This window comes from Novosphingobium sp. (assembly GCF_040079535.1).
GTDB lineage: Bacteria > Pseudomonadota > Alphaproteobacteria > Sphingomonadales > Sphingomonadaceae > Novosphingobium.
The window spans coordinates 111,628-134,380 of record NZ_JBEBKB010000001.1; the positions used below are offsets into that span (position 1 = coordinate 111,628).

The following is a 22,753-nucleotide window of genomic DNA, read 5'->3' on the forward strand; positions in this document are numbered from 1 at the left end:
CCTATTCCGCTGCTTCTGATCCGCGCTGCCCATCCAGGGGATCTCGGGCAAAACGCAGGGACACTATGGTTCCATCTGGATCACCGCTGGCGAAATTCATCTCGCCGCCGTGTTCCTCGACAATCTTATTTACGATCGCCAGCCCCAGCCCCGTGCCCTTTTCGCGGGTGGTGACATAAGGCTCGACTATTCGCTCGCGGTCTTGCGGAAGCCCAGTTCCGTTGTCGGAGATCGCCACTGTTACATCTTCCGAGCCACCTTTGATCGACAGGGTAATCCGTCCGCGGAAACCGGCTTGTTCCTGCTTTTGCCGCGCTTCAACAGCTTCGACCGCGTTCTTGAGCACGTTGGTCATCGCCTGGCCAAATTGATGGCGATCGCAGGCTATGATCCCAAGATCGGCATCTGCGGAAAACGCAAAATTGATGTCAGGATGCGCCACTTCTTGCAAAAACAGCGCCTGGCGGGCCAGATCGACTGGATCCTCGCCCCGGAACAACGGCTTTGGCAACCGCGCGAAGGATGAGAACTCATCGACCATTCGCCGTAACTCGCCAACCTGGCGGATGATCGTCCCGGTCAATTCCTCAAACAGTTCCCCGTCTGCAGTAACCTGCTTGCGATATCGCCGCTTGAGCCGCTCGGTTGCCAGCTGAATCGGGGTTAGTGGGTTTTTGATTTCGTGCGCAATCCGCCGAGCCACATCCGACCAGGCGGCCTGCCGCTGATCCAGCAATTGGCGGGTGATATCCTCAAACGTTACCACCCGGCCCGCTGCCGCAGAGGTGGCGCGCACGGCCAGGGTCAGCAAATCGTTGCCCTTGGCATACTGAACGATCCCGCCGTCCTCCCCGCTTTCGGCCAGGGCCGCGATCTGCGGGGCCAGTTCGGACAGGTTCATCCCGATCGGCGGATTTGCGCCGCGTTCCAGCAGCAGCTTCTGGGCTGATCCGTTCATCAGGCGAATTTCGCCTTTGGCATTGGTGCTGATCACCCCGGCGGTCACCGATTCAAGCACCGCCTCCATAAATGCGCGGCGCTCATCAAGCTGCTGGTTGGCACCTAGCAAAGCCTGGTTTTGCCGTTCCAATTGCTGGGTCATTCGGTTGAAGGCGCGGTTGAGCTCGCCCACCTCATCGGTCCCGGTCCGGCCCGCCACCCGCATCGAAAAATTGCCAGCGCCAACTGCCCGCGCGGCATCAACCAGATCATACAACGGCTTCACCTGCCGATCGGCAAGCCGCAAGGCAAACCAAACGGCCAAGCCGACCAACGCCAGACTGGCGGCAAACAGATAGACATTGAAGCGCAGCTGCTGGATCCGCGTTTTCTGCTTCACCTCGTCATAGGCAGTCACGATGTTCTGGGCATAGCCGCCTGAAAGCAGATCGCCCTTGCGCACGGTGTATAGATAAATTCCCGCCCTGCGATCAATCGGGGTAACCGCCCTGATCATGTTGTCGCTTGATGAAACCGAAATGTTATCGCCCTTGTCCAGTTGGCGCAGCACATCGCCCGATATTTCGGAAAGCGGCGCATCTCCGCGCGTGAAAGCTGCCTTGTCCAACCCGCCATCGGCGCGCTTTTGCAGAATCGTGCTTTCATCAATCTTGCGGTGGAGCACCTGGTAGAGATAGTAATCCTGGAATTCCGGGCCACCAAACGGCACCACCGTCAGCTCTTCACGCAGATCGGCGGCCATTGCCAGGGACTCATATTCCATGTCGCGCTTGGTCTGATCGTAATAGCCGCGCGCCAATTGATTGGCGTTTTCAAGCAGCCCGCGTGACTTGTCCGAAAACCAGAATTCATAGCCAGATTGGAACAGGAACGAAGCGAAGATCACCACCAGCAGCGTCGGAATTGCGGCGATCAGTGAGAACAGAAACACCAGACGGACGTGCAACTGGCCGCTGCGCCCAACCTGCTCAGCCGCCCGTTGCAGCGCGAGCCGCCGCCCCAGCAGCACCAGGATCGCCATTGCCGGCACCAAAGTGCCCAGCAGCAATGCCGCCGCCAGCTCGCTGGGCAGCAAACGTCCGTCAACCGAACGCTCGGTAACCTGGCTCCAGGTGAAAGCCGTCATCCCCAGGAACGCCACGATCGAACCGATTTCTAGAACGGTGAACAGATTTGACCGGCGCGTTGCCACTTGAAGCCGCCGCCACAGGCGTGGCCAGGTCCGCCTGCGGTCAAGTAGTACCTTTTCAGCCATCGTTGCGCAAATACAACACTTGTGTTGCGAAAATGCAAGGCAATTCGCCCTGCGCCAGGCCCGGTTCAGCGCTGAATTACCCCCGGATCGATCTCAAGATCGGTCAGGCGCTTGCGCAGGGTATTGCGGTTGATCCCCAGCAACCTGGCGGCCTGCAATTGATTGCCGCCGGTCTCACGCAGCGCCAGGATGAATAGCGGACGCTCGAACGCGGCCAGCGCGGCATCATAGACTGCGCCCTCACCGGGTCGATCAGCCTGCCACCACTGCGATGCGGCGATTTCAAATCCATTGCCGGTCGCTGTGCTGGAACCTGAATCAACCTCTCGCAGCAGCGGTTCAACGCTGTCCACGTTGATGGTATCTTCGCGGGCCAGCAACGCCACGCGGTAGATGAAATTGCGCAGCTCGCGCACGTTGCCGCGCCATGGCTGACAGGCCAGCAGCTGAGCCGCAGCATCAGACAGACTGTGAAATGGTAGCCCTTCGGACAAAGCAGCCCGGAGGAAATGTCGTGCCAGGGCGGGGACATCATCTGGCCGTTCACGCAGCGGCGGCAGAGTTATGGGCACGACATTGAGGCGGTAGAACAGATCTTCGCGAAACTGGCCTGCGGCAATCATCGGTTCAAGATTGCGGTTGGTCGCAGCAACAATCCGCACATCGACCGAGATCTCTTCACGCCCGCCAACCCGGCGGACCCGCCCCGATTGCAGTGCCCGCAGCAGCCGGGTTTGCGCATCAAGCGGCATGTCGCCAATTTCATCGAGGAACAACGTGCCGCCATGGGCTTGTTCAAACTTGCCGATGTGGCGGGCAACCGCCCCGGTGAACGCGCCCTTTTCATGCCCGAACAGCTCGCTTTCGATCAGTTCAGCCGGGATCGCCGCGGTGTTTACGGCAATGAATGGACCGGATTTGCGCTGGCCCAACTGGTGGATTGCCTCTGCTACCAGTTCCTTGCCGGTGCCACTTTCACCCAGAACCAGGACGGTCAGATCGTTGCGCAGAACGCGGGTGATCATCCGGTAGACCGCCTGCATCGGTGCTGACCGGCCAACCAACGGCAGGCCGGCGACGGGATCATCGCCCTCCCCCGCCACTCGCGGTGCCGAATTGCCAACCGCCTGGCGCACGGTGCGGGCCAGTTCATCGATATCGAAGGGTTTGGGAAAGTACTCGAAGGCGCCGGTGTCGCTCGCGCGGACCGCGGTATCGAGTGTGTTCTGCGCCGAAAGGATGATAATCGGCATGTCTGGCGCTGCATCGCGCACTGTGCCCAGCGTCTCGATCCCATCGCCGTCGGTCAGCATCACATCGGTGATCATGGCGGCAAATTGCTGCTGCGCCAGCAGCCGATCCCGCTCGGCGACGCTATCGCACTGGGCAACGGCAAAACCCTCGGCCTCCAGCGCGGCGGTGATTACCAGCGCGATCCCCGGATCATCTTCTACCAGCAGCACGCTCATGCCGCGTGCTCCCGCAGCAAGGGTTGCCGTTCTTCAGCCAAGGCCAGATGCACCCTGAAATGAGTCATCCCGCTGGCCTCTTCGCGGTCATGGGTGATCCGCCCGTTCATATCGGCCACCAACCGCCGGACCAGCGCCAGCCCCAGTCCCTGCCCGGACTTTTTGGTGCTGACAAAGGGTTCGAACACATGATCACGCATATCAGGAGCGATCCCCGGGCCATTATCACTTATCCGCAGCTCGATCGGCAAACGCACCGCGCTGCCATCGATCGCGCGGTGAAGCTGCAGGCCACTGGCAAAGCGGGTCCGCACTGCCACTTGCGGCTGCGGAGAATGCGCGGCAGCTTCAACTGCGTTCGACAAGAGGTTGATCAGAACCTGCACCAGGGCATCGGCATTGCCCAGAACTGGCGGCAAGGATGGATCAAACTCCTCTATAATCGGCGGAGCCTTGCCGCCCACCTCGATAACGCTGCGTGCGCGCCGCACTGCTTCGTGAAGGTTGCATGGCCCCAGCACAGCAACGCTGCGCCGCGATAGCGATTGCATCTGATCGATCAGCTTGGCGATCCGGTCCACCTCGTCTGCGATCAAGCCGGTCAGGGCCAGGTCGCTGCCTTCAAGCTTGCGGCCCAGCAGCTGCGCCGCACCGCGAATTCCGGCCAGGGGGTTCCTTATTTCATGCGCCAGCACATCGGGTGCGCGGATCGGGCGGTCTTCAGCGGAAGCCTGAGTTTCGCGCATTGCTTCGGCACCGCCAATATCGCTCAGGCTCAATACTTGCCAGCCTGGTTGATCGAGCAACGGAGCAACCGTCACATCAACCCGGCGCCGGCCTTGACCCAGGATTTCAATCGTTGTCGCCCGGGCTGAAAGCTGGGCATCGGCCTCCGCCAGATGCGCGGCCAAGCGGGCCTCGTCAAAGCGCATCACATCACCAAGCGCGCGTCCTTCCAGGCGGCGCAGGGACTGCCCCAGCAACTGTTCAGCAGCGGGGTTGGCAGCTGCCACTTTCTGCCCCGGCGCCAGCACAACTACACCCAGCGACAGGCTGGCAAGTTGAAGCTGCGGATCGGCCATCAGGCTGCGGCCCGGCTCAGGAACGGGCCGTAAAAGCCGTTCAACTGGCGAACCACCTCGGCCGGATCATCGATAAAGTTGACCTGATTGCGGAAAGCCGCCGATCCGGGCAGGCCGCGCGTGTACCAGGCCAGATGCTTACGCGCCATGCGGCTCCCGGTTTCGCTGCCATAGTGATCAAGCATCGCCTGATAGTGTTCCAGCACAATTGCGAATTGCGCATCGATATCCGGATCGGCCAGTTGATCACCGCTACCCAGCCAATGCATTACCTGCGCCAGCGCCCACGGCCGGCCATAAGCGCCGCGCCCGATCATCAGGCCGTCTGCCCCCGATTGCTCCAGCGCCTTTGCACTATCGGCAATATCGCAGATATCACCATTGACGATAACCGGGATTGAAACCGCCTCCTTCACGCAGCGGACAAAAGCCCAATCGGCATCGCCGCGGTACATCTGATTGCGGGTCCGCCCGTGGACAGTAATCATCTTTGCGCCCAGGTCTTCGGCAATCCGGGCAAGTTCCGGGGCGTTCAGGCTATCGTGGCACCAACCCATTCGCATTTTGACCGTAACCGGCACCTGCACAGCCTTGACTGTGGCCTCGATCAACCGCGTGGCCAGCGGAATTTCGCGCATCAGGGCCGATCCGGCATTGCCGCCGACTACTTTTTTCACCGGGCAACCCATGTTGATATCAATGATCGCCGCTCCGCGATCCTCAACCAGCTTGGCGGCTTCGGCCATTTGCAGCGGATCACAGCCAACCAGCTGCATCGAAACCGGATCTTCGGCCGGATCCCACATCGCCTTTTGCACGGATTGCCGGGTTTCGCGGATTGCCGCCGGGCTGGCGATCATTTCCGTGACATTGAGGCCCGAACCGAACCGCCGAACCAGCCGGCGGAACGGCAAATCACTGACCCCGGTCATCGGGGCCAGGATCACCGGGCAATCGATCGTAACGGGGCCAACCTTGATCGGAGCCAATTTGGGCGGTGGTGGAAGCGGGTTCATTGGGTGTGCCTAAAATTTGGGCAGCGCATAGGGAATTGCGCGAGCGAGGGCAAGCCTTTACCGGCAACCCGTGCCCCAGTCGCTTGCCCCTCCTGCCGGAACCGCTGCCGTAATCGTTGCAGCCGGTGCGGGCCTGCGCGCCGGGCAACCCGTGCCCAAGCAATTTGCCCTGTGGCGCGGCAAGCCGCTGCTGCGCCATAGCGCTGAAAGCTTCGCCAGGCTGGGCATTACACCAATCGTTGTGGCAATTCCGGCAGGTGCCGAGGCAATTGCGGACGAAGCGCTGAATGGGCTGCCCGGCGTCCGGATGGTAACAGGCGGCGCAACCCGGCAAGCTTCGGTGCGGGCCGCGCTGGAATCGCTGGTGGGCGATCAAGTGGAAACGGTGCTGATCCACGATGCCGCCCGGCCAAATCTGCCCAGCGGCGTTATCGCGCGATTGATCGAAGCGCTGGCAGCCAATCCGGGCGCAATCCCGGTGCTCCCGGTGATAGATTCGCTAACCGAAACCGACGGGGCCTTGATGGGTATCCCGGCTCAGCGAGAATCTTTACGCCGGGTTCAAACCCCGCAGGCGTTCCGCTATGCTGCGATCCTTGCCGCGCACCGGGCCTGGCCAGGCGATCTTACGGCCGGCGATGATGCGCAGGTTGCGCAAGCTGCCGGGATTGCGGTGGCTTTGGTTGAAGGAGACGAGGCGCTGCACAAGATCACAACGCAGGCCGATTTTGGCCCGGCCCGCGCACCGGTGCGGATCGGGACCGGCTATGATGTTCACCGTTTGGCTGATGGAGAAGAACTGTGGCTGTGCGGTGTCCGGATCGAACATGATCGCGGTCTTGCCGGGCATAGCGATGCCGATGTTGCAATTCATGCCTTGGTCGATGCCATCCTTGGCGCGTTGGCAGACGGCGATATCGGCCAGCATTTCCCGCCCAACGATCCCCAGTGGCGCGGGGCAAGCTCAGATCGGTTTCTCATCCACGCCGCCGAACGTGCCGCGGCACTGGGTTATGCCATCGGCAATGTTGATCTTACGATAATTTGCGAAGCACCCAAAATCGGGCCGCACCGTGATGCGATGCGCGCGCGATTGGCGCAATTGTTGGGCGCACCAATTGCTGCGATCAGCGTCAAAGCCACCACAACCGAGCGACTGGGCTTTGCCGGCCGCGGCGAGGGGATTGCGGTGCAGGCAGCGGTTACATTATTTGCCAACTGACAATGCGGTTAAAGCTATGGAAATCTGCCGCGTTCCAAGGCATCCTGAATTAAATGGAAAAAGGGTCTCCTCAATGATTGCCAAGAACCTGTTTCGCTGCGCCGGTTTGCTTGCGCTGGCCGCCTCTGCACAGCTTTCCGCGGCCCAGGCCAAGCAATGCCTGACTGAACCGGAAATGCGCGGATTGGTGGGCTATGCCCTGCCCGCCGTGGCCGACGCAGTGGTTCAGCGGTGCTCGTCGATCCTGCCGGCCAATTCGTTCCTGAATTCCAGGGGTGCAAAGCTGGTTGCCGATTTGCGCTTGGGCCAAAGCGCAGCCTGGCCAGGCGCGCGATCGGCCATTGGCAAAATCGGCTCAGGCGATGGCAAATCGGGCGAAAACTTGAGCGAATTGCCCGAAGGCCTGGTTGGCCCGTTGATGGAAGGCCTGATCCAGGAACGTTTTGTAGATGATCTCAAGCCGCAGGGTTGCAAGGATATTGACCGGGTTCTGACAACGCTTGCTCCCCTGCCCGCCGCAAACATGGTAGAAATGATCACCCAGGTCGTCATGATCGCGGCACGAGACGACAAGAAAATGCCGACTTGTCAGGCTGTCTGAAAGCATGACCAACCTGCTGCCCAGAAAGCTGATTGAAGCTGCAACCCGCACAGTCGCGCGCAATCGCGCGGCAGGCCGGGTTGTGGCCTTGGCAGAAAGTTGCACCGGCGGGTTGGTCGCTGCGGCTTTAACCGAAGTCGCGGGTTCGTCGGCTGTGCTTGATCGCAGCTATGTTACCTATTCCAATGCGGCCAAGCAGCAGATGCTGGGCGTTTCGGGCGATATTATCGAGACTTTCGGTGCCGTTTCGATCGCCTGCGCCTGGGCCATGGCGCAAGGCGCCCTAAACCGCAGCAACGCCGATATCGCGGTGGCGATTACCGGGATCGCTGGGCCCGATGGCGGTAGCGATGGCAAGCCGGTGGGTACGGTGGTGTTCGCCCGGGCAACTCGCGGCTCTGATGAAATAGAGACCGACGAGCGCTATTTCGATGCACCAGACCGGGCCGGGGTGCGGCTTCAGGCGGCGCTGTTGGCGCTGGAATTGCTGGAACCGTAAAGCGCATCGGCGCGCGCTTCGAATGCCCCCACCATTTTGCGAAAGGCACGGTCAAAATATTGCCCGGCCAATTTTTCGAACACAGCATTGCGGAATGTGAATTTGACCAGAAATTCCACTTCGCAGCCGCCTTTGGTTTCGCGAAACTGCCAGATATTATCCAGATCACGCATGGGCCCATCAAGGTAGATAACCTCGATCTGGGCTGCGCGCTGCTTGATAACCCGCGATGTGAATTTCTCGCGTAGCGCGTTAAAACCCACCAGCAAATCGGCGATCATTTCGGTTTCGCTATTCGAGCGCACCCGGGTGCCGACCACCCACGGCAGAAATTCATGATACCGCCCGACATCGGCAACCAGATCGAACATCTGTTCGGCCGAATAGGGCATCTGCCGGACTTCGTGGATCCCCGGCATCAGGGTTTGGCAGCCATGCGCGCGCTCTGCGCCTGGCGCGCCGCGCGCATGGTCTTGAAATCATCGCCGGCGTGATAGCTTGAACGGGTTAGCGGGCTTGATGCAACCTGCAAGAACCCCTTCGCCCGGGCGATCGAACCATAAGCGTCGAATGCCTGGGGCGTTACGAATTCAATCACTTTGGTGTGCTTGGGCGTGGGCTGCAGATACTGCCCCATGGTCAGGAAATCGATCCCTGCCGTGCGCATATCATCCATCACCTGATGCACCTCAAGTCGCTGCTCGCTCAACCCCAGCATGATGCCGCTTTTGGTGAAGACCAGCGGATCATGGCGTTTCACTTCTTCCAGCAGGCGCAGCGATGCATAGTAGCGCGCACCGGGGCGAATTGTGGGATAGAGCCGCGGAACGGTTTCCAGATTGTGATTGTATACATCGGGCCCGGCAGCAACGATCGCCTCCACCGCTTCACGCATCTTGCCGCGGAAATCGGGTGTCAGAATTTCAATCGTGGTATTGGGGGTATTGGCCCGCAGCGCCTTGATCACCTTGATAAACTGCCCGGCTCCGCCATCGGGCAGGTCATCGCGATCGACCGAGGTTATCACGATATGCTCTAGCCCCATCTTGGCCGCTGCGATTGCAACGTGTTCAGGCTCAAGCGGATCGACCGCGCGGGGCATTCCGGTTTTGACGTTGCAAAACGCACACGCGCGTGTGCACACATCACCCAGGATCATCACCGTCGCGTGCTTTTTGGTCCAGCATTCACCGATATTGGGACAGGCGGCTTCCTCGCAGACTGTATTAAGGCCCAGATCACGCATCAGCTTGCGGGTTTCACCATAGCCTTGGCTGGTTGGCGCTTTAACGCGGATCCAATCGGGCTTGCGCTGGCGTTCAGATTTCGGAGCAGATGCTAGATCGTTCATTGCGCCCAGATAGGCGTATGGGCCAAGGGTTGCCAGCCGGAATTTGCACCGCCAAAGGAACCACCATGAGCGAACAAGATTCCACTGGATTCGAACGCCTGATCGATGGCTATCGCCGCTTTCGTGACAATGGCTGGGGCCCCAACCACGAGCGCTGGGCAACTTTGCACGATGGGCAATCGCCCGATGTAATGGTGATCGCCTGTTCTGACAGCCGGGTTGATCCCGCCCAGATCTTTGATGTCGATCCGGGAGAAATGTTTGTCGTGCGCAATGTTGCGGCAATGGTTCCGCCGTTTGAAACCACTCCGGGCCACCACGGCGTTTCGGCCGCTCTGGAATTTGCGGTGCAGTTTCTCAAAGTGAAGGAAGTGGTGGTGCTGGGCCACGGCATGTGCGGCGGCTGCAAGGCCGCGTTGACCCAGGAAATGCACGGCACCGAACCCGGCGAAGGCGGGTTTATCGCTGATTGGATTGCGATGCTTGACGATGCCCGGGCCAATGTAGTGGCCCACCACGGTGCTCATGGCCGCGCAGCAGAGCAGGCGATGGAGCTTGAAGGGATCAAGGTCAGCCTAGCCAACCTGCGAACGTTTCCGTGTGTTCGATCCAAGGAGCGCAAGGGCGAGCTGCGGCTGACCGGCGCGTACTTCGCGATCTCGGACGGGTTGCTGCATATTCTGGATGAGGCGGACGGCACCTTTAAGCCTTGCCTCAGTTGATCCATGCAAAAGGGCGGCACTTTCGCACCGCCCTTTGCATTAAATCAAAGATGCCCGGCTACTTCCCGGCCAGCTTGTTCTTGGCATAGACCGTCCACAGCTGGGCGATCGGCCCACGGGCGTCGGTCACTTTGGCAAAGGCTTCGATGGCTTCGGCATATTTGCCCTGATCGATCAGGGCAATGCCCAGGCGCAGGTTGACCCGGCCGGCATCAACACCCGGCTTGGTCAGCGCCAGACGGTACATTTCTTCGGCCTGGGCAGACATGCTGTGGCTGAGGAAAGTATCGGCCGCACCCACCACCGTAGCGGCATCGGCGCGTGGCCCACGGGCGTCACGCTCTTGCACAACCAGCAGGCTCTTGTCCTCGGCAACGCGACCGCGGGCTTGCGTTTGCAGCTTGCCAACGGTGTTACCCACGCCATCAACAGGCGTTGCCAGGGTAATCATGCCGGCTGCGATGCCCTGATCGATCATCCGCAAGACTTCAGCCGGAAGCCGCTTAGGATCAGCATAGACGATGTAATCAACATAGTCGCTGCCGTCTTCAAAGCTGCCGGTACGATCGCGCAGCCGCAGCAGATCAAGCCGTTCCTGCCCGGCGTACTTGTTGATCGTGGTCACCGTGAAGATCGCCCGGCTCCAGTTGGCCTTGGTCGGGTAATAGGTCACCAGATCGCTTGCCAGCAGGGTCGTTTCTGCGGGGAGTTTGTTGTTGAACGCAATCACCACCCCGTTGTCGATCCAATATTCAGGAGTTGTTGCGCCGTTGCGAACAATCGCGCCGTGCAGCAGCTTGAGGCCAAGCGGAAGTTGCTTGTCGAGCAGATAGGCATTGGCCAGCTGGAATTCAGCCTCATCCTTCACAAATCCGCCATCGACAGCCAGCTTGAGCTCGCGCTGTGCACCGGGATAGTCGCCCGCATCCAGCGCCAACCGGCCAAGATCATGATGCGCCGAAGCCGCCTGCTCTGGGCTAAGCTTGCCGCTGTCGAGCTGCAATTGCAGGCCGGCCTTCTGGTTGGGCTTGTCCATTGCAATATTGGCGTAATAGGCCAGCAATTGACCGGCTGTCATTTTGTCATCGGCATTTTCGGCAGCGGCGGCAGCAGCCTGCACCAGGCCAAGTTCCTTGGTGAGCATCGCCTGAAGCGCGGCCAATTCGGTGTTGTAACCGGCCAGCGCAGCTTCCTTGGCGGCCTTGTCTCGCGTTGAGTTGAATTTCTGAAGCGCCTGCACTGTCTTCTGGCGCTGGGCCAGAACATCGGCCCGCTTGGCCGCAGCTTCCAGCGCAGCAATAGCCGGACCGGCCGCCCGCTTGAACTTATCGCTAAGCTTTGGAGCAGGTGCTTCCGGCGGCTTCTTGTCTTTGGCTTCAGCAGCGCTGAACCCCACGGCCGCAACACCCATTGCCAGCGCCAGACCCATGGCAGAACGGGCAAAAATATTGGCTCGAACCATCGAAGTCGTCTCCTATTAAGCCCGCAATCCGAAGCACTATTGCCGGATAAAACGGACTTTCCCTCTGCTTTGCCATAGGCGCTGAAGCGCCGGTTTGGCAACAGTCCAGCGCACTAGGCAGACCCCCGTGAACGATGATTGAATGGGCCAACGCCTGTGCGTTCAGAAATGCTTTCCCAGATGTGGAAAAAACCGGCTTTGGCGGGGGTTTTGGTGGCCTTGGCGCAGCGCATGGCCTAGAGCAACGGCAACCCAATTCCCATTCAGAAACGAAGCGAAACCAACCGCGTGAGCGACGAAACCGAAATTCCTGAATCAAGCCCCGAACCGATCGGTCCGATGGGCGATTTTCCCCGCGTCGATATCGTCGATGAGATGAAGGCTTCTTACCTCGATTACGCGATGAGCGTGATCGTGGCGCGTGCCCTTCCCGATGTGCGCGACGGCTTGAAGCCGGTCCACCGCAGGATCCTGTTTGCAGCACAGGAAGGCGGCATGGTTGCGGGGCGGCCCTATCGTAAAAGCGCCAAGATCGTTGGTGACGTGATGGGCAATTATCACCCGCATGGCGATAGCGCGATTTACGATGCACTCGCCCGCATGACGCAGGACTGGTCGATGCGATTGCCGCTCATCGACGGCCAGGGTAACTTTGGCTCGATGGATCCCGATCCGCCGGCTTCGATGCGCTATACCGAAGCCCGGCTGGCCCGGGTTGCCAACAGTCTGCTTGATGATCTCGACAAGGATACGGTCGATTTCACCGACAACTATGATGGCTCGCGGCAGGAACCGACAGTCCTTCCTGCCCGTTTCCCCAACCTGCTGGTCAACGGCGCAGGCGGGATTGCGGTGGGCATGGCGACCAACATTCCGCCGCACAATCTGGGCGAAGTTATCGATGGCTGCCTGGCCTATATGGATAATCCGGCGATCACATCGGAAGAGCTGATCGAATACATTCCGGGGCCCGATTTCCCCACTGCCCCGCTGATCCTGGGTACGGCCGGCGCGCGCAAGGCCTATACTGAGGGGCGCGGCTCAGTCATCATGCGTTGCCGCCATGAAATTGAGCAAGGCCGCGGAGATCGAGAATCGATCGTGCTGACAGCGATCCCGTATCAGGTCGGCAAATCGGGCCTGGTTGAAAAGATCGCCGAAGCCGCCAAGGACAAGCGGATCGAAGGCATCTCTGATATTCGCGACGAATCGAGCCGGCTTGGTGTGCGCGTGGTGATCGAACTGAAACGCGATGCCACTGCAGAAGTTGTGCTGAACCAGCTGTGGCGAAACACGCCGGCCCAGTCGAACTTCCCGGCCAACATGCTGGCAATTCGCGGCGGGCGCCCCGAAGTGCTGATGCTGCGCGATTTTATCGCCGCATTCATCACCTTCCGCCAAGAGGTTATCACCCGGCGGACCAAGTTTGAACTGAACAAGGCGCGTGACCGGGCGCATATCTTGTTGGGCCTGGTGGTTGCTGTCACCAATCTGGATGAAGTGGTGCGGATCATCCGTGCTGCCCCCAATCCCGCCGCAGCCCGTGAAGCCCTGCTTAAGCGCGAATGGCCGATCGGCGAAATCGCGCAATACATCAGGCTGGTTGAGGCGATTGAGCCTACCGAAGATCAGGATGGCGGAACCTATCGCCTGTCAGAAACCCAGGTCAAAGCGATCCTTGAGCTGCGGTTGCACCGACTGACCGCGCTTGGTCGCGACGAAATCGGCGATGAACTGAAGATTCTGGCCACTGCGATCGAGGGATTTCTTGCGATCCTGGGTGACCGGCAAAAACTGTATGCCGTGATGCGCGAAGAGCTGGTGCTGATCCGTGAGACTTATGCCACCCCGCGGATCTCTGAGATCACAGCCGCGGCTGACGGAATCGACGATGAAGACCTGATAGAACGCGATGAGATGGTCGTCACTGTAACGATGGATGGGTATATCAAGCGCACCCCCCTTTCGACCTTCCGGGCACAGAACCGCGGCGGCAAGGGCCGCGCCGGAATGGCGACCAAGGATGAAGATGTTGTAACATCCATGTTCGTCACCAGCACCCACAACCCGGTGCTGTTCTTCTCCACCGCCGGCAAGGTGTATCGGCTCAAGGTCTGGAAGCTGCCCGAAGGCGGACCGGCCACGCGCGGGCGGCCGATCGTCAACCTGCTCCCGGCGCTCGACAAGGATGAAACCATCCAGACAGTGCTGCCGCTGCCTGAGGACGAGGCCGAATGGGCCAAACTTTCGGTGGTCTTCGCCACGGCCAAGGGCAACGTCCGGCGCAATTCGATGGAACTGTTCACCAACGTCCCCAGCAACGGCAAGTTCGCCATGCGCTTTGAGGATGACAGTGCAGACCGGCTGATCGGTGTCGCACTGCTTGAAGCGAGCGACGATGTGCTGTTGGCAACCCGCGCCGGAAAAGCAATCCGTTTTGCAGGTGATGAAGTGCGCGAATTCCAGAGCCGCACCTCTACCGGCGTGCGCGGAATGACGCTGAAGGGAGATGACGAGGTAATCAGCCTGTCAATCCTGCGCCGTGTTGGAACCACCAGTGAAGAGCGTGAGGACTATGTCCGGTTCGCCCCGTGGAAGGGTGAAAAGGAAGGCGAACCTTCGATCTCGGCAGAACGCATGGCCGAACTGGCCGAACATGAGCAGTTCATCCTGACTGTTTGCGCCAATGGCTATGGCAAGATGAGCTCAGCCTATGAATACCGCCGTACTGGCCGCGGCGGCCAGGGCATCACCAATATTGACAATATCGGCCGCAACGGCCCGGTTGTTGCCAGCTTCTCCGCCACTCTGGCAGATCAACTGATGCTGGTGACCAATCAGGCAAAGTTGATCCGCCTGCCGCTGGTCAGCCTGCGTGTGATCGGCCGCGGCAGCGCCGGGGTGCGGCTGTTCAACGTTGCCGATGAAGAACACGTCGTTTCCGCAGTCCGGCTGGCCGAAACCGGCGATGATGAGGAAGCTGGCGACGTCATCGATAGCGGACCCGCCGGCGAAGCCGATCCCGACGATACGGTGCATTGATGCAGCTGGAGATCACCCCATCGGGTCAGGCGTGCGGCGCGCATGTGACCGGGGTTGATCTTAAGGTGCCGCTTGATCCCGGTGCCATCGCAGAAATCCGCTCGGCCTGGCTGGAACATCACGTTCTGGCTTTTCCGGGCCAGTTTCTCGCAGACGATGATCTGGAACGCTTTACACTGGCGATGGGCGGGTTTGGTGAAGATCCGTTCTTCGCGCCGATCCCGGGCCGCAAGAACATCGCGGCGATCCGGCGCGAGGCGGACGAGACAACCCCGCTGTTCGCTGAAAACTGGCATGCCGATTGGTCATTCCAGGAATTTCCGCCGTCCGGAACCTGCTTGAACGCCGTGGATATCCCGCCGATGGGCGGCGACACATTGTTCGCCAGCCAGCACGCTGCTTGGGAGGCACTCAGCGCCGATCAGCAAGCCCGCTATGCCGATCTGATCGCGACCCATTCCGCCCGGCTCGCCTATGCCCCCGACGGCAGTTACGGTGAAAAAGACAAGGGGCGCTCGATGGACATCCGCCCTGGCGAAGCGGCCTTGGCCACGCAATCACATCCGCTCGTCCCCGCCCATCCCGAAACCGGCCGGCGCGGTTTTTACTCAACGCTGGGTTACATAATCGGGATTGAGGGGATGGAGCATAGCGATGCCATCGCGCTGCTGATGGAACTGCAGCAATGGCAAGGTGACGCGCGCTTTATCTACACCCACAAGTGGGAGCCCGGCATGCTGATCATGTGGGACAACCGCTCAGTCCTGCACAAAGCCACCGGTGGCTACGAAGGCCACCGGCGCGAACTGCACCGCACCACTATCGCGGCGTGGCGCGGTCTCTGAGCTCGCCCACCACCCCGGTGCAAATCAGGAACTGACCGAAATAATACAGCGGCCAGATCAGCAGGTCGGGCAGCGCGCTGCGGGCAAGTGGCCCCATGCGAGAGAAGATCAGCAGATCGCTGATCACGAACAGCACGGCACCCAGCCCCACGCGGTAGCGCGGAAAACTGCTGGTCCAGGCTGCGGCGGCCATTGCCGCCAGGCCAAGCGAATAAAGCACCAAACCGGGCGCATCGGCGCGGTTAACAGGAAGCTGGAATGCGATCAACGGGACCAGCCCCAGCATGGCCAGCGCCAGCCCTTTTTGACTGAGGCTGAGGCTTTCGCGTCGATGCCGGCAATAAAGCTGGACCGCTATCAGGTGGCCGATCAGGAACGCGACCGCGCCCCAGATCAGGTTCAGTTCAATCAGCACATCCCCCAGCGCGCCAAAACTCATCACGGCGGCAATCTGGAACGCATCGCGGCCCGTGTGGCGGGCCATTGCATAGGCTGCGAGCAAGGCCACACCCGCGCCCTTCTAGGCCATCTGGTAAAGGCCGGGAATCTGGCTATCCCTGATAAAGAAATAGCTGATCCCGGCCGCAAGGCTAAGCACCAGCCATGGGCGCTTTTCGATGAGCGCCCGGCCCGGCATCAGATGAAAGCGATCTTTTCAACCACGTAGAACCGATCGCCAGATGGCACGGTTACTTCGATCTCGTCATCGACCCGGCGCCCGATCAGCGCCTTGCCCAATGGCGAATTATAGCTGATCCGGCCCAACTTGGCGTCGGCTTCATATGGGCCAACAATCTGATAAGTTACCGGCTTTTCGGCATCATCCAGCAGCGTCACAGTGGCGCCAAAGATCACCTTGTCACCCGAAAGCGTTGTCGGATCGACAATCTGCGCGCGGCTGACTTTGTCTTCAAGATCAGAAATGGCCATTTCGACATGGCCCTGACGCTCTTTGGCAGCGTGATACTCCGCATTCTCAGACAAATCGCCGTGCGCGCGCGCTTCCTCAATCGCATCAACGATCAAGGGGCGCTCTACCCGCAGCGCTTTCAGCTCGCCGATCAGGCGTTCATAGCCCTCTGCCAGGATCGGCATCTTCTCGACACTCGCCATTGTCCCTCTTCCTCCTGCCGCGTCCCCAAATCAGTGACTAGAACCCTATTCCCGCGCCCGGTGGGCTACGGGTCAGGCCAGCCGCGATGTGAGGAAAGCGCGATTGATCAGATGCCGTAATAATCCTGCAACGATCGGACTTCAAGCTTTGCGTGCCGCAGTGCAGCAATTGCCTGCGCTGCCGCCACCGAAGCCGCCGCTGTGGTATAGTAAGGGACCTTGCCCGTAAGCGCAGATCCGCGGATCGATTGCGAATCCTTCAAGCTTTGCCAACCTTCTGTCGTATTGAAAATCAACGATATATCGCCGTCGATAATCTTGTCTACGATATGCGGGCGGCCTTCGGCAACCTTGTTGACCAGTTCAACCGGCAGTCCCGCTTCGGCCAGATAGCGCTGGGTGCCGCCAGTTGCGATCACGCTAAAGCCGTGCTCGATCAGCTGCTTGACGGCCGGCAGGATCACCGGCTTGTCGCTGTCCTTCACCGAAACGAAGGCCACGCCGCTTGCCGGCAGGCGGGTTCCCGCACCAAGCTGGCTCTTGGCGAAGGCAATTGCGAAGGTCGCATCGATCCCCATCACTTCGCCGGTGCTCTTCATTTCGGGCGAAAGCACCGGATCGACCCCGGGGAAGCGCGCAAACGGGAATACCGCCTCTTTAACCGACATGTAGGTGAATTCGCGTTTGAACGGCGGGAACGTATCCAGCTTTTCGCCGGCCATCACCCGCGCTGCGATCTTGGCGACCGGTTGGCCGATTGCCTTGGCCACAAACGGCACCGTGCGGCTGGCGCGCGGATTGACCTCGATCAGATAGACATCTGTTCCTTTGACCGCGAACTGGATGTTCATCAGGCCTTTGACGCCCAGCGCCATTGCCAGCAGTTCAGCCTGGCGCTCCATTTCGGCAATCGTTCCGGCCGGCAGGCTATAAGGCGGCAGGGTGCAGGCGCTGTCGCCCGAATGGATCCCGGCTTCCTCAATGTGCTGCATTACGCCCGCGACGACAACTTTTTCGCCATCGCACAGCGCATCAACATCACATTCAACCGCATCGCGCAGATACTGATCGATCAGCACCGGACTGTCGCCCGAAACCGAAACGGCGGTGGTGATGTAATCATCCAGCTGCGCCACCGAATCGACGATTTCCATTGCCCGTCCGCCCAGCACATAGCTGGGACGCATCAGCACCGGGAAGCCGATCCGGTTGGCCACGGCCACCGCCTCATCACGGCTGCGGGCGATGCCATTGAGCGGTTGCTTAAGCCCCAGATCGTTGACCAGCTTGGCAAAGCGTTCGCGGTCTTCGGCCAGATCGATTGCATCGGGCGAAGTGCCCAGGATCGGAATCCCGGCATCCTCCAGCGCCTGCGCCAACTTTAAAGGCGTCTGTCCGCCAAACTGGACAATCACACCCACCAGCGTGCCATTCTGCTGTTCCACGCGCAGGATCTCCAGCACGTCTTCACCGGTCAGCGGCTCAAAATAGAGCCGGTCTGAGGTGTCATAATCGGTGCTGACCGTTTCCGGGTTGCAGTTGATCATGATCGTTTCATAGCCCGCCTCTTCCAGCGCGTAGCAGGCGTGGCAGCAGCAATAGTCGAATTCGATCCCTTGCCCGATCCGGTTGGGCCCGCCGCCCAAAATGACGATCTTCTTGCGGTCCGATGGCGCGGCCTCGCACTCAGGCTCACCAAACAGCGGGCTTTCATACGTGGAATACAGGTAAGGCGTGATCGCCTCAAACTCAGCCGCGCAGCTGTCGATCCGTTTGAACACCGGGTGCACGCCCAGTTTGGTGCGCAGCTCGCGCACTTCATCCTCGGTGGTCGCCCCGGCCATTGCCCGCAGCGCATCGTGGAGCAGGCCCGAACGCCTTGCCGCCAAGGTTTCGCCCAGCCCGCCGGCCACCCCAACCCCGCGCACGGCCAAAATCGCAAGGCGCTTGTCGGAAAAGCCCATCGCCTTCAGGCGGCGCAGGCCCGCTGCATCGTTGGGCAGGCCGTCTTCCATGATCGCGGCTTCTTCGGTGACGATTTCCGCGATGTGCCGCAGGAACCACGGATCGAAGTGCGTTATTGCCTGCACTTCTTCGATGGTGAAGCCTTCGCGAAATGCCTGCGCGATGATCAGAATGCGATCAGGGGTCTGGCGGGAAAGCGCCGCCGTCACCGCATCACGCCCGGCCCCTTCAAGGCTGAGCATCCGGTTAAACCCGTCCAGCCCGGTTTCCAGGCCCCGCAGCGCCTTCTGCAGCGATTCCTTGAAGTTGCGGCCAATCGCCATCACTTCGCCAACCGACTTCATCGCGGTGGACAGCAGCGGCTCGGCGCCCTTGAACTTTTCAAACGCGAACCGGGGGATCTTGGTGACGACGTAATCGATACTGGGTTCAAACGAAGCCGGGGTTGCGCCGGTGATCTCGTTGGTGAGCTCGTCCAGCGTATAGCCCACCGCCAGCTTGGCCGCGACGCGGGCAATCGGGAAGCCGGTGGCCTTGGATGCCAGCGCGGACGAACGCGAAACGCGCGGGTTCATTTCGATCACGATCAGGCGGCCGTCCGCTGGATTGACCGCGAACTGAACATTCGATCCGCCGGTTTCCACCCCGATCTCACGCAGCACAGCCAGGCTGGCGTTGCGCATGATCTGGTATTCCTTGTCGGTCAGCGTCAGCGCCGGGGCGACGGTGATCGAATCGCCGGTGTGGACCCCCATCGGATCGACGTTTTCGATCGAGCAGATGATGATGCAGTTGTCGTTCCGGTCACGGACGACTTCCATCTCATACTCTTTCCAGCCGAGCAGCGATTCTTCGATCAGCACTTCGGTGGTCGGGCTGGCATCAAGGCCGGAGCGGACTATGACTTCAAACTCAGCCTTGTTATAGGCCACCCCGCCCCCGGTTCCGCCGAGCGTGAAGCTGGGCCGGATGATCGAGGGAAGGCCGGTGCGTTCGAGCACCGCGAAGGCCTCATCAATGTTGTGCGCCACGCCGCTGCGCGCGGATTCCAGCCCGATCTTGTCCATCGCATCGCGGAACCGCAGGCGGTCCTCGGCCTTGTCGATCGCATCGGCATCGGCGCCGATCATCTGGACGCCGTACTTTTCCAGAGTGCCATCATTGAACAGCGCCAACGCGGTGTTGAGCGCGGTCTGCCCGCCCATCGTTGGCAACAGCGCCCAGCCGCCGGGATTGAGCGCGGTCTCCTTGGCGATAATCGCAGCGACCACATCGGGGGTAATCGGCTCGATATAGGTCGCATCGGCCATGTCCGGATCGGTCATGATCGTGGCGGGGTTGGAGTTGACCAGGACCACCCGGTACCCCTCCTCCTTCAGCGCCTTGATCGCCTGGGTGCCGGAATAGTCAAACTCGCAGGCCTGCCCGATAATGATCGGGCCAGCGCCAATGACGAGGATCGAGGAGATGTCAGTCCGTTTGGGCATAATGCGTCAGTCTTCCAACGGTTTACCGTCAGGGCCGATAACTCGCCCCAAATTGTCAATCATTTGCAGCCCAAAGTTGCGTGACTTCACACGTCCAACGGCCTCGAGCAGTCGTCCAAAATCGTCGGGCGAATAGTTATCCGGCACAAGGATGGTGACGGTTCCGGGCTTATCAACTCTAGTTCGATCCCAACCGACGGCCTTTGCTGCTTGGACAATATCGGTAAGAACCGATGATTCTGACGATACAAACCTAACCGCCGCAAGGTTTGGCTCGACTTCGCTTCCTTGAGCAAATGCTGTCGGAGCAACAATCCCCGCGGCAATTGCAATCGCGAGCAGGGTCTTACGAATACATGCTTTGAAAGACATAATCGCCATCACTCCAACATCCCCACAAACCGCTCGAACAGATAGAAGCTATCCATCGGCCCCGGGCTCGCTTCAGGGTGATACTGCACCCCGAACGCGCGCTTACCCTTGATCGCAATGCCGCAGTTGGAGCCGTCGAACAGCGACACGTGGGTTTCCACCACGCCGTCGGGCAGGCTCGCCCCGTCCACCGCAAAGCCGTGGTTCATGCTGGTTATCTCCACCACGCCGTCTTCCAGCCGCTTGACCGGGTGGTTCGCGCCGCGGTGGCCCTGGTGCATTTTGATGGTCTTGGCACCTGCCGCGAGGGCAAGCATCTGATGGCCAAGACAAATCCCGAACACCGGAATGTCGCGTTCCAGCAGGCCCTGAATGACCGGCACGGCATAGACCCCGGTGGCTGCCGGATCGCCTGGGCCGTTGGAGAGGAACACGCCTGCGGGTTCCAGCGCCAGCACATCGGCCAGCGCGGTGTTGCCCGGCACCACCGTGACATGCGCCCCGGCATGGTCAAGGCTGCGGAAGATGTTGTCCTTCGCGCCGAAATCCATCGCCACCACGTGCGGGCGGGGCGAGTGCGGTGAGCGGGCATAGCCCTTGCCCAGCGCCCAGGTACCGCCCTGCCATTCCTGATTGGCGGTGCGGCTGACCACGCGGGCGAGGTCCATCCCTTCCAGCCCCGGCCAGTCCTGCGCGCGCTTGAGCAAGGCGGGCAGATCGAACTTGCCGTCCTTGGCATGCGCGATCACCGCGTTGGGCGCGCCAGACAGGCGGATCATGCGGGTCAGCGCGCGGGTATCAAGCCCGGAAAGGCCGATCTTGCCCTTGGCTGCCAGCCAATCACCAAAGGTGCCGGTGGAGCGAAAATTGCTGGGCGCGGTTACATCTTCGCGCACCACGCAGCCGACCGCGCCGTCTACCGCGCTTTCAAGGTCTTCGTCGTTGACGCCAACATTGCCGATGTGCGGAAACGTGAAGGTGACGACCTGCCCGGCATAGCTGGGATCGGTCATGATCTCCTGATAGCCGGTCATCGCGGTGTTGAAGCAGACTTCGCCCACGGCGGCGCCTTCTGCGCCAAAGCCATGCCCCCAGGCCAGGTGGCCATTGGCCAGCACAAGGACTCCCGTCGCACCAGCAGGTTGCTGCGCGCGGGCAAGGGCGGCGTCGGCCATTTTGGGGCGCTCCGTGTCTCTGGTTCCAGCAATGTCGCTAAGAGGTGGCCGCTAAGCCCCTCTCCCCCCAGCGTCAACCTATGAAACGGGGAATCTTTGGGCTAAGCCGGTTCTTTCCCCAGCTTCACAAAGCTATTCAGACAGAACCGAAGGAATATCATGCTCCGCGATACCATCAAGGCTGCGCAGATCACTGCGATGAAAGCCGGCGACAAGCCCCGCCTTGCCGCCGTGCGCCTGATCCTGGCCAAGCTGAAAGACAAGGACATCGAACTGCGCCCAAGTATTGCTAGCGGGGCTGCTGCGCTGCCAGATGACGATGTGCTGGTAACAGACGTATTGCAGAAAATGGCCAAACAACGCCGCGAATCGATCACCATGTTCGTACAAGGCGGGCGGCAGGAACTGGCCGATATCGAACAGGCCGAACTGGCCGTGATCGAAGAATTCATGCCGATCCAAATGGGCGAGGATGAAACCCGCGCCGCGATTGCCGCGATCATCGCCGAACTGGGCGCGGCGGGCATGAAGGACATGGGCAAAGTGGTTGGCGCGCTAAAGGCGCAGCACGGAACGCAGCTCGATATGGGCAAGGCCTCGGGCCTCGTCAAAGCGGCGCTAGGTTGAACCTGGAACCAATTGGGGCCTTGCCGCAGTTTGCGGCAAGGCCCCGCTTTATGGATTGTCGTAGCTTAGCTTGAAGCCCCGCCAGCCAGGCCTTTGAGCGTAGCGATTGCCCGCGTGACCATCCGGATTGTCGCCGCAACACCAAATGCGCCTGCAGCCACAAGCCCAAACCCGCTGAGCATCGCCCCAAGCTGGGTGCCCACTGCGGGCACAGCTACCATTGCCGCTCCAGCGACCGGCAAAGCAAGCGTTGCGATACCAATCCGCGCCATCATATCATCAGCTATCGAAATCCCGGCAATCATCCCCAACGCCAGCAGACCAAGCGCAACGTTTAGCCCTTCCATCGGCATGAACGCGGTTACGATAGCCATAAGTGTAGCCAGCGCACCTGCCAGCCCGGTTATTTTGGTAAGCATCGTCTTCCCTCCTGTTATTATCAGGGGTGATCCCGGAATTGCTTTGTCTGAATGCTTAAGTCTGAATAT

20 protein-coding genes are annotated in these 22,753 nt (G+C 60.4%); 7 read left to right on the top strand and 13 right to left on the bottom strand.

Features of this window, described 5'->3' with window-relative positions; translation table 11 throughout:
- Position 1 precedes the first annotated feature (1 nt).
- The 4 genes from ABL914_RS00535 to dusB all read right to left on the bottom strand — a co-directional run bounded on the left by ABL914_RS00535 (position 2) and on the right by dusB (position 5,782).
- The gene (locus ABL914_RS00535; RefSeq protein ID WP_391561186.1) at positions 2–2,215 is read right to left on the bottom strand and encodes an ATP-binding protein; all 2,214 of its coding nucleotides are present in this window, start codon (positions 2,213–2,215) and stop codon (positions 2–4) included.
- A 65-nt stretch (positions 2,216–2,280) separates the two neighbouring features.
- Positions 2,281–3,684, bottom strand: a complete 1,404-nt coding sequence (locus tag ABL914_RS00540) for a sigma-54-dependent transcriptional regulator (RefSeq protein ID WP_391561187.1) — start codon at positions 3,682–3,684, stop codon at positions 2,281–2,283.
- Positions 3,681–4,766: a nitrogen regulation protein NR(II) gene (locus ABL914_RS00545; protein ID WP_391561188.1), complete on the bottom strand. Its 1,086-nt coding sequence runs from the start codon at positions 4,764–4,766 to the stop codon at positions 3,681–3,683. The genes ABL914_RS00540 and ABL914_RS00545 overlap by 4 nt, the downstream gene beginning before the upstream one ends.
- Positions 4,766–5,782: a tRNA dihydrouridine synthase DusB gene (dusB, locus tag ABL914_RS00550; RefSeq protein ID WP_391561189.1), complete on the bottom strand. Its 1,017-nt coding sequence runs from the start codon at positions 5,780–5,782 to the stop codon at positions 4,766–4,768. The genes ABL914_RS00545 and dusB overlap by 1 nt, the downstream gene beginning before the upstream one ends.
- Before the next feature lie 70 nt (positions 5,783–5,852).
- Here dusB and ABL914_RS00555 point away from each other — a divergent pair, with 70 nt between their 5' ends.
- The 3 genes from ABL914_RS00555 (at position 5,853) to ABL914_RS00565 (ending at position 8,104) form a co-directional block, all read left to right on the top strand.
- Positions 5,853–7,004, top strand: a complete 1,152-nt coding sequence (locus tag ABL914_RS00555; protein ID WP_391561190.1) for a bifunctional 2-C-methyl-D-erythritol 4-phosphate cytidylyltransferase/2-C-methyl-D-erythritol 2,4-cyclodiphosphate synthase — start codon at positions 5,853–5,855, stop codon at positions 7,002–7,004.
- 73 nt (positions 7,005–7,077) lie between these two features.
- Entirely contained in the window at positions 7,078–7,605 is a 528-nt protein-coding gene (locus tag ABL914_RS00560) for a hypothetical protein (RefSeq protein ID WP_391561191.1), read from the top strand.
- Between the two features lie 4 nt (positions 7,606–7,609).
- Positions 7,610–8,104: a CinA family protein gene (locus ABL914_RS00565; RefSeq protein ID WP_391561192.1), complete on the top strand. Its 495-nt coding sequence runs from the start codon at positions 7,610–7,612 to the stop codon at positions 8,102–8,104.
- Here ABL914_RS00565 and ABL914_RS00570 read toward each other — a convergent pair.
- Positions 8,065–8,523, bottom strand: a complete 459-nt coding sequence (locus tag ABL914_RS00570; protein ID WP_391561193.1) for a type II toxin-antitoxin system RatA family toxin — start codon at positions 8,521–8,523, stop codon at positions 8,065–8,067. The two genes, ABL914_RS00565 and ABL914_RS00570, sit on opposite strands and share 40 nt — an antisense overlap.
- Positions 8,523–9,455: a lipoyl synthase gene (gene lipA / locus ABL914_RS00575; RefSeq protein WP_391561194.1), complete on the bottom strand. Its 933-nt coding sequence runs from the start codon at positions 9,453–9,455 to the stop codon at positions 8,523–8,525. Before lipA ends, ABL914_RS00570 begins: the two co-directional genes overlap by 1 nt.
- A gap of 65 nt (positions 9,456–9,520) precedes the next feature.
- Here lipA and ABL914_RS00580 point away from each other — a divergent pair, with 65 nt between their 5' ends.
- Positions 9,521–10,177 (top strand): carbonic anhydrase, encoded by a 657-nt coding sequence (locus ABL914_RS00580; protein WP_391561195.1) that lies wholly within the window; start codon positions 9,521–9,523, stop codon positions 10,175–10,177.
- 58 nt (positions 10,178–10,235) lie between these two features.
- Here ABL914_RS00580 and ABL914_RS00585 read toward each other — a convergent pair whose 3' ends face one another.
- Complete coding sequence (locus tag ABL914_RS00585) at positions 10,236–11,639, bottom strand: hypothetical protein (protein ID WP_391561196.1); 1,404 nt, start codon at positions 11,637–11,639, stop codon at positions 10,236–10,238.
- 339 nt (positions 11,640–11,978) lie between these two features.
- Between ABL914_RS00585 and gyrA the strand changes: the two genes are divergently transcribed.
- Together gyrA and ABL914_RS00595 are read left to right on the top strand one after the other, a co-directional pair.
- Positions 11,979–14,681 carry a DNA gyrase subunit A gene (gene gyrA / locus ABL914_RS00590; RefSeq protein ID WP_391561281.1) on the top strand — a complete coding sequence of 901 codons (2,703 nt, stop codon included), beginning with the start codon at positions 11,979–11,981 and terminating at the stop codon, positions 14,679–14,681.
- Entirely contained in the window at positions 14,681–15,526 is an 846-nt protein-coding gene (locus ABL914_RS00595) for a TauD/TfdA dioxygenase family protein (RefSeq protein WP_391561197.1), read from the top strand. Before gyrA ends, ABL914_RS00595 begins: the two co-directional genes overlap by 1 nt.
- Here ABL914_RS00595 and ABL914_RS00600 read toward each other — a convergent pair.
- From ABL914_RS00600 to carA, 5 genes are all read right to left on the bottom strand, one after another.
- Entirely contained in the window at positions 15,501–16,034 is a 534-nt protein-coding gene (locus ABL914_RS00600) for a lysoplasmalogenase family protein (RefSeq protein ID WP_391561198.1), read from the bottom strand. The genes ABL914_RS00595 and ABL914_RS00600 overlap by 26 nt on opposite strands.
- A gap of 128 nt (positions 16,035–16,162) precedes the next feature.
- On the bottom strand, positions 16,163–16,639 hold the full coding sequence (gene greA, locus ABL914_RS00605; protein ID WP_391561199.1) for a transcription elongation factor GreA: 477 nt from the start codon (positions 16,637–16,639) through the stop codon (positions 16,163–16,165).
- A gap of 107 nt (positions 16,640–16,746) precedes the next feature.
- The gene (gene carB, locus ABL914_RS00610; protein ID WP_391561200.1) at positions 16,747–20,091 is read right to left on the bottom strand and encodes a carbamoyl-phosphate synthase large subunit; all 3,345 of its coding nucleotides are present in this window, start codon (positions 20,089–20,091) and stop codon (positions 16,747–16,749) included.
- 6 nt (positions 20,092–20,097) lie between these two features.
- Complete coding sequence (locus tag ABL914_RS00615) at positions 20,098–20,472, bottom strand: hypothetical protein (RefSeq protein WP_391561201.1); 375 nt, start codon at positions 20,470–20,472, stop codon at positions 20,098–20,100.
- Entirely contained in the window at positions 20,472–21,638 is a 1,167-nt protein-coding gene (gene carA, locus ABL914_RS00620; protein ID WP_391561202.1) for a glutamine-hydrolyzing carbamoyl-phosphate synthase small subunit, read from the bottom strand. Before carA ends, ABL914_RS00615 begins: the two co-directional genes overlap by 1 nt.
- A 159-nt stretch (positions 21,639–21,797) precedes the next feature.
- Here carA and ABL914_RS00625 point away from each other — a divergent pair, with 159 nt between their 5' ends.
- Positions 21,798–22,265 carry a GatB/YqeY domain-containing protein gene (locus ABL914_RS00625; RefSeq protein ID WP_391561203.1) on the top strand — a complete coding sequence of 156 codons (468 nt, stop codon included), beginning with the start codon at positions 21,798–21,800 and terminating at the stop codon, positions 22,263–22,265.
- Positions 22,266–22,330: 65 nt separating this feature from the next.
- Here ABL914_RS00625 and ABL914_RS00630 read toward each other — a convergent pair whose 3' ends face one another.
- Positions 22,331–22,684, bottom strand: coding sequence for a hypothetical protein (locus ABL914_RS00630; protein WP_391561204.1), 354 nt, complete (start codon positions 22,682–22,684; stop codon positions 22,331–22,333).
- Between the last annotated feature and the right edge of the window lie 69 nt (positions 22,685–22,753).

Excerpts from the sequence above, each read along its gene's own strand:
- ABL914_RS00545 (WP_391561188.1), bottom strand. The coding sequence starts at position 4,766 with ATGGCCGATCCGCAGCTTCAACTTGCCAGCCTGTCGCTGGGTGTAGTT.
- carA (WP_391561202.1), bottom strand. The coding sequence starts at position 21,638 with ATGGCCGACGCCGCCCTTGCCCGCGCGCAGCAACCTGCTGGTGCGACG.
- ABL914_RS00625 (WP_391561203.1), top strand. The coding sequence starts at position 21,798 with ATGCTCCGCGATACCATCAAGGCTGCGCAGATCACTGCGATGAAAGCC.
- ABL914_RS00595 (WP_391561197.1), top strand. The coding sequence starts at position 14,681 with ATGCAGCTGGAGATCACCCCATCGGGTCAGGCGTGCGGCGCGCATGTG.
- ABL914_RS00560 (WP_391561191.1), top strand. The coding sequence starts at position 7,078 with ATGATTGCCAAGAACCTGTTTCGCTGCGCCGGTTTGCTTGCGCTGGCC.
- ABL914_RS00580 (WP_391561195.1), top strand. The coding sequence starts at position 9,521 with ATGAGCGAACAAGATTCCACTGGATTCGAACGCCTGATCGATGGCTAT.
- lipA (WP_391561194.1), bottom strand. The coding sequence starts at position 9,455 with ATGAACGATCTAGCATCTGCTCCGAAATCTGAACGCCAGCGCAAGCCC.
- ABL914_RS00565 (WP_391561192.1), top strand. The coding sequence starts at position 7,610 with ATGACCAACCTGCTGCCCAGAAAGCTGATTGAAGCTGCAACCCGCACA.
- ABL914_RS00540 (WP_391561187.1), bottom strand. The coding sequence starts at position 3,684 with ATGAGCGTGCTGCTGGTAGAAGATGATCCGGGGATCGCGCTGGTAATC.
- ABL914_RS00570 (WP_391561193.1), bottom strand. The coding sequence starts at position 8,523 with ATGCCGGGGATCCACGAAGTCCGGCAGATGCCCTATTCGGCCGAACAG.
- gyrA (WP_391561281.1), top strand. The coding sequence starts at position 11,979 with ATGGGCGATTTTCCCCGCGTCGATATCGTCGATGAGATGAAGGCTTCT.
- ABL914_RS00535 (WP_391561186.1), bottom strand. The coding sequence starts at position 2,215 with ATGGCTGAAAAGGTACTACTTGACCGCAGGCGGACCTGGCCACGCCTG.
- dusB (WP_391561189.1), bottom strand. The coding sequence starts at position 5,782 with ATGAACCCGCTTCCACCACCGCCCAAATTGGCTCCGATCAAGGTTGGC.
- greA (WP_391561199.1), bottom strand. The coding sequence starts at position 16,639 with ATGGCGAGTGTCGAGAAGATGCCGATCCTGGCAGAGGGCTATGAACGC.
- ABL914_RS00615 (WP_391561201.1), bottom strand. The coding sequence starts at position 20,472 with ATGGCGATTATGTCTTTCAAAGCATGTATTCGTAAGACCCTGCTCGCG.
- carB (WP_391561200.1), bottom strand. The coding sequence starts at position 20,091 with ATGCCCAAACGGACTGACATCTCCTCGATCCTCGTCATTGGCGCTGGC.
- ABL914_RS00585 (WP_391561196.1), bottom strand. The coding sequence starts at position 11,639 with ATGGTTCGAGCCAATATTTTTGCCCGTTCTGCCATGGGTCTGGCGCTG.
- ABL914_RS00630 (WP_391561204.1), bottom strand. The coding sequence starts at position 22,684 with ATGCTTACCAAAATAACCGGGCTGGCAGGTGCGCTGGCTACACTTATG.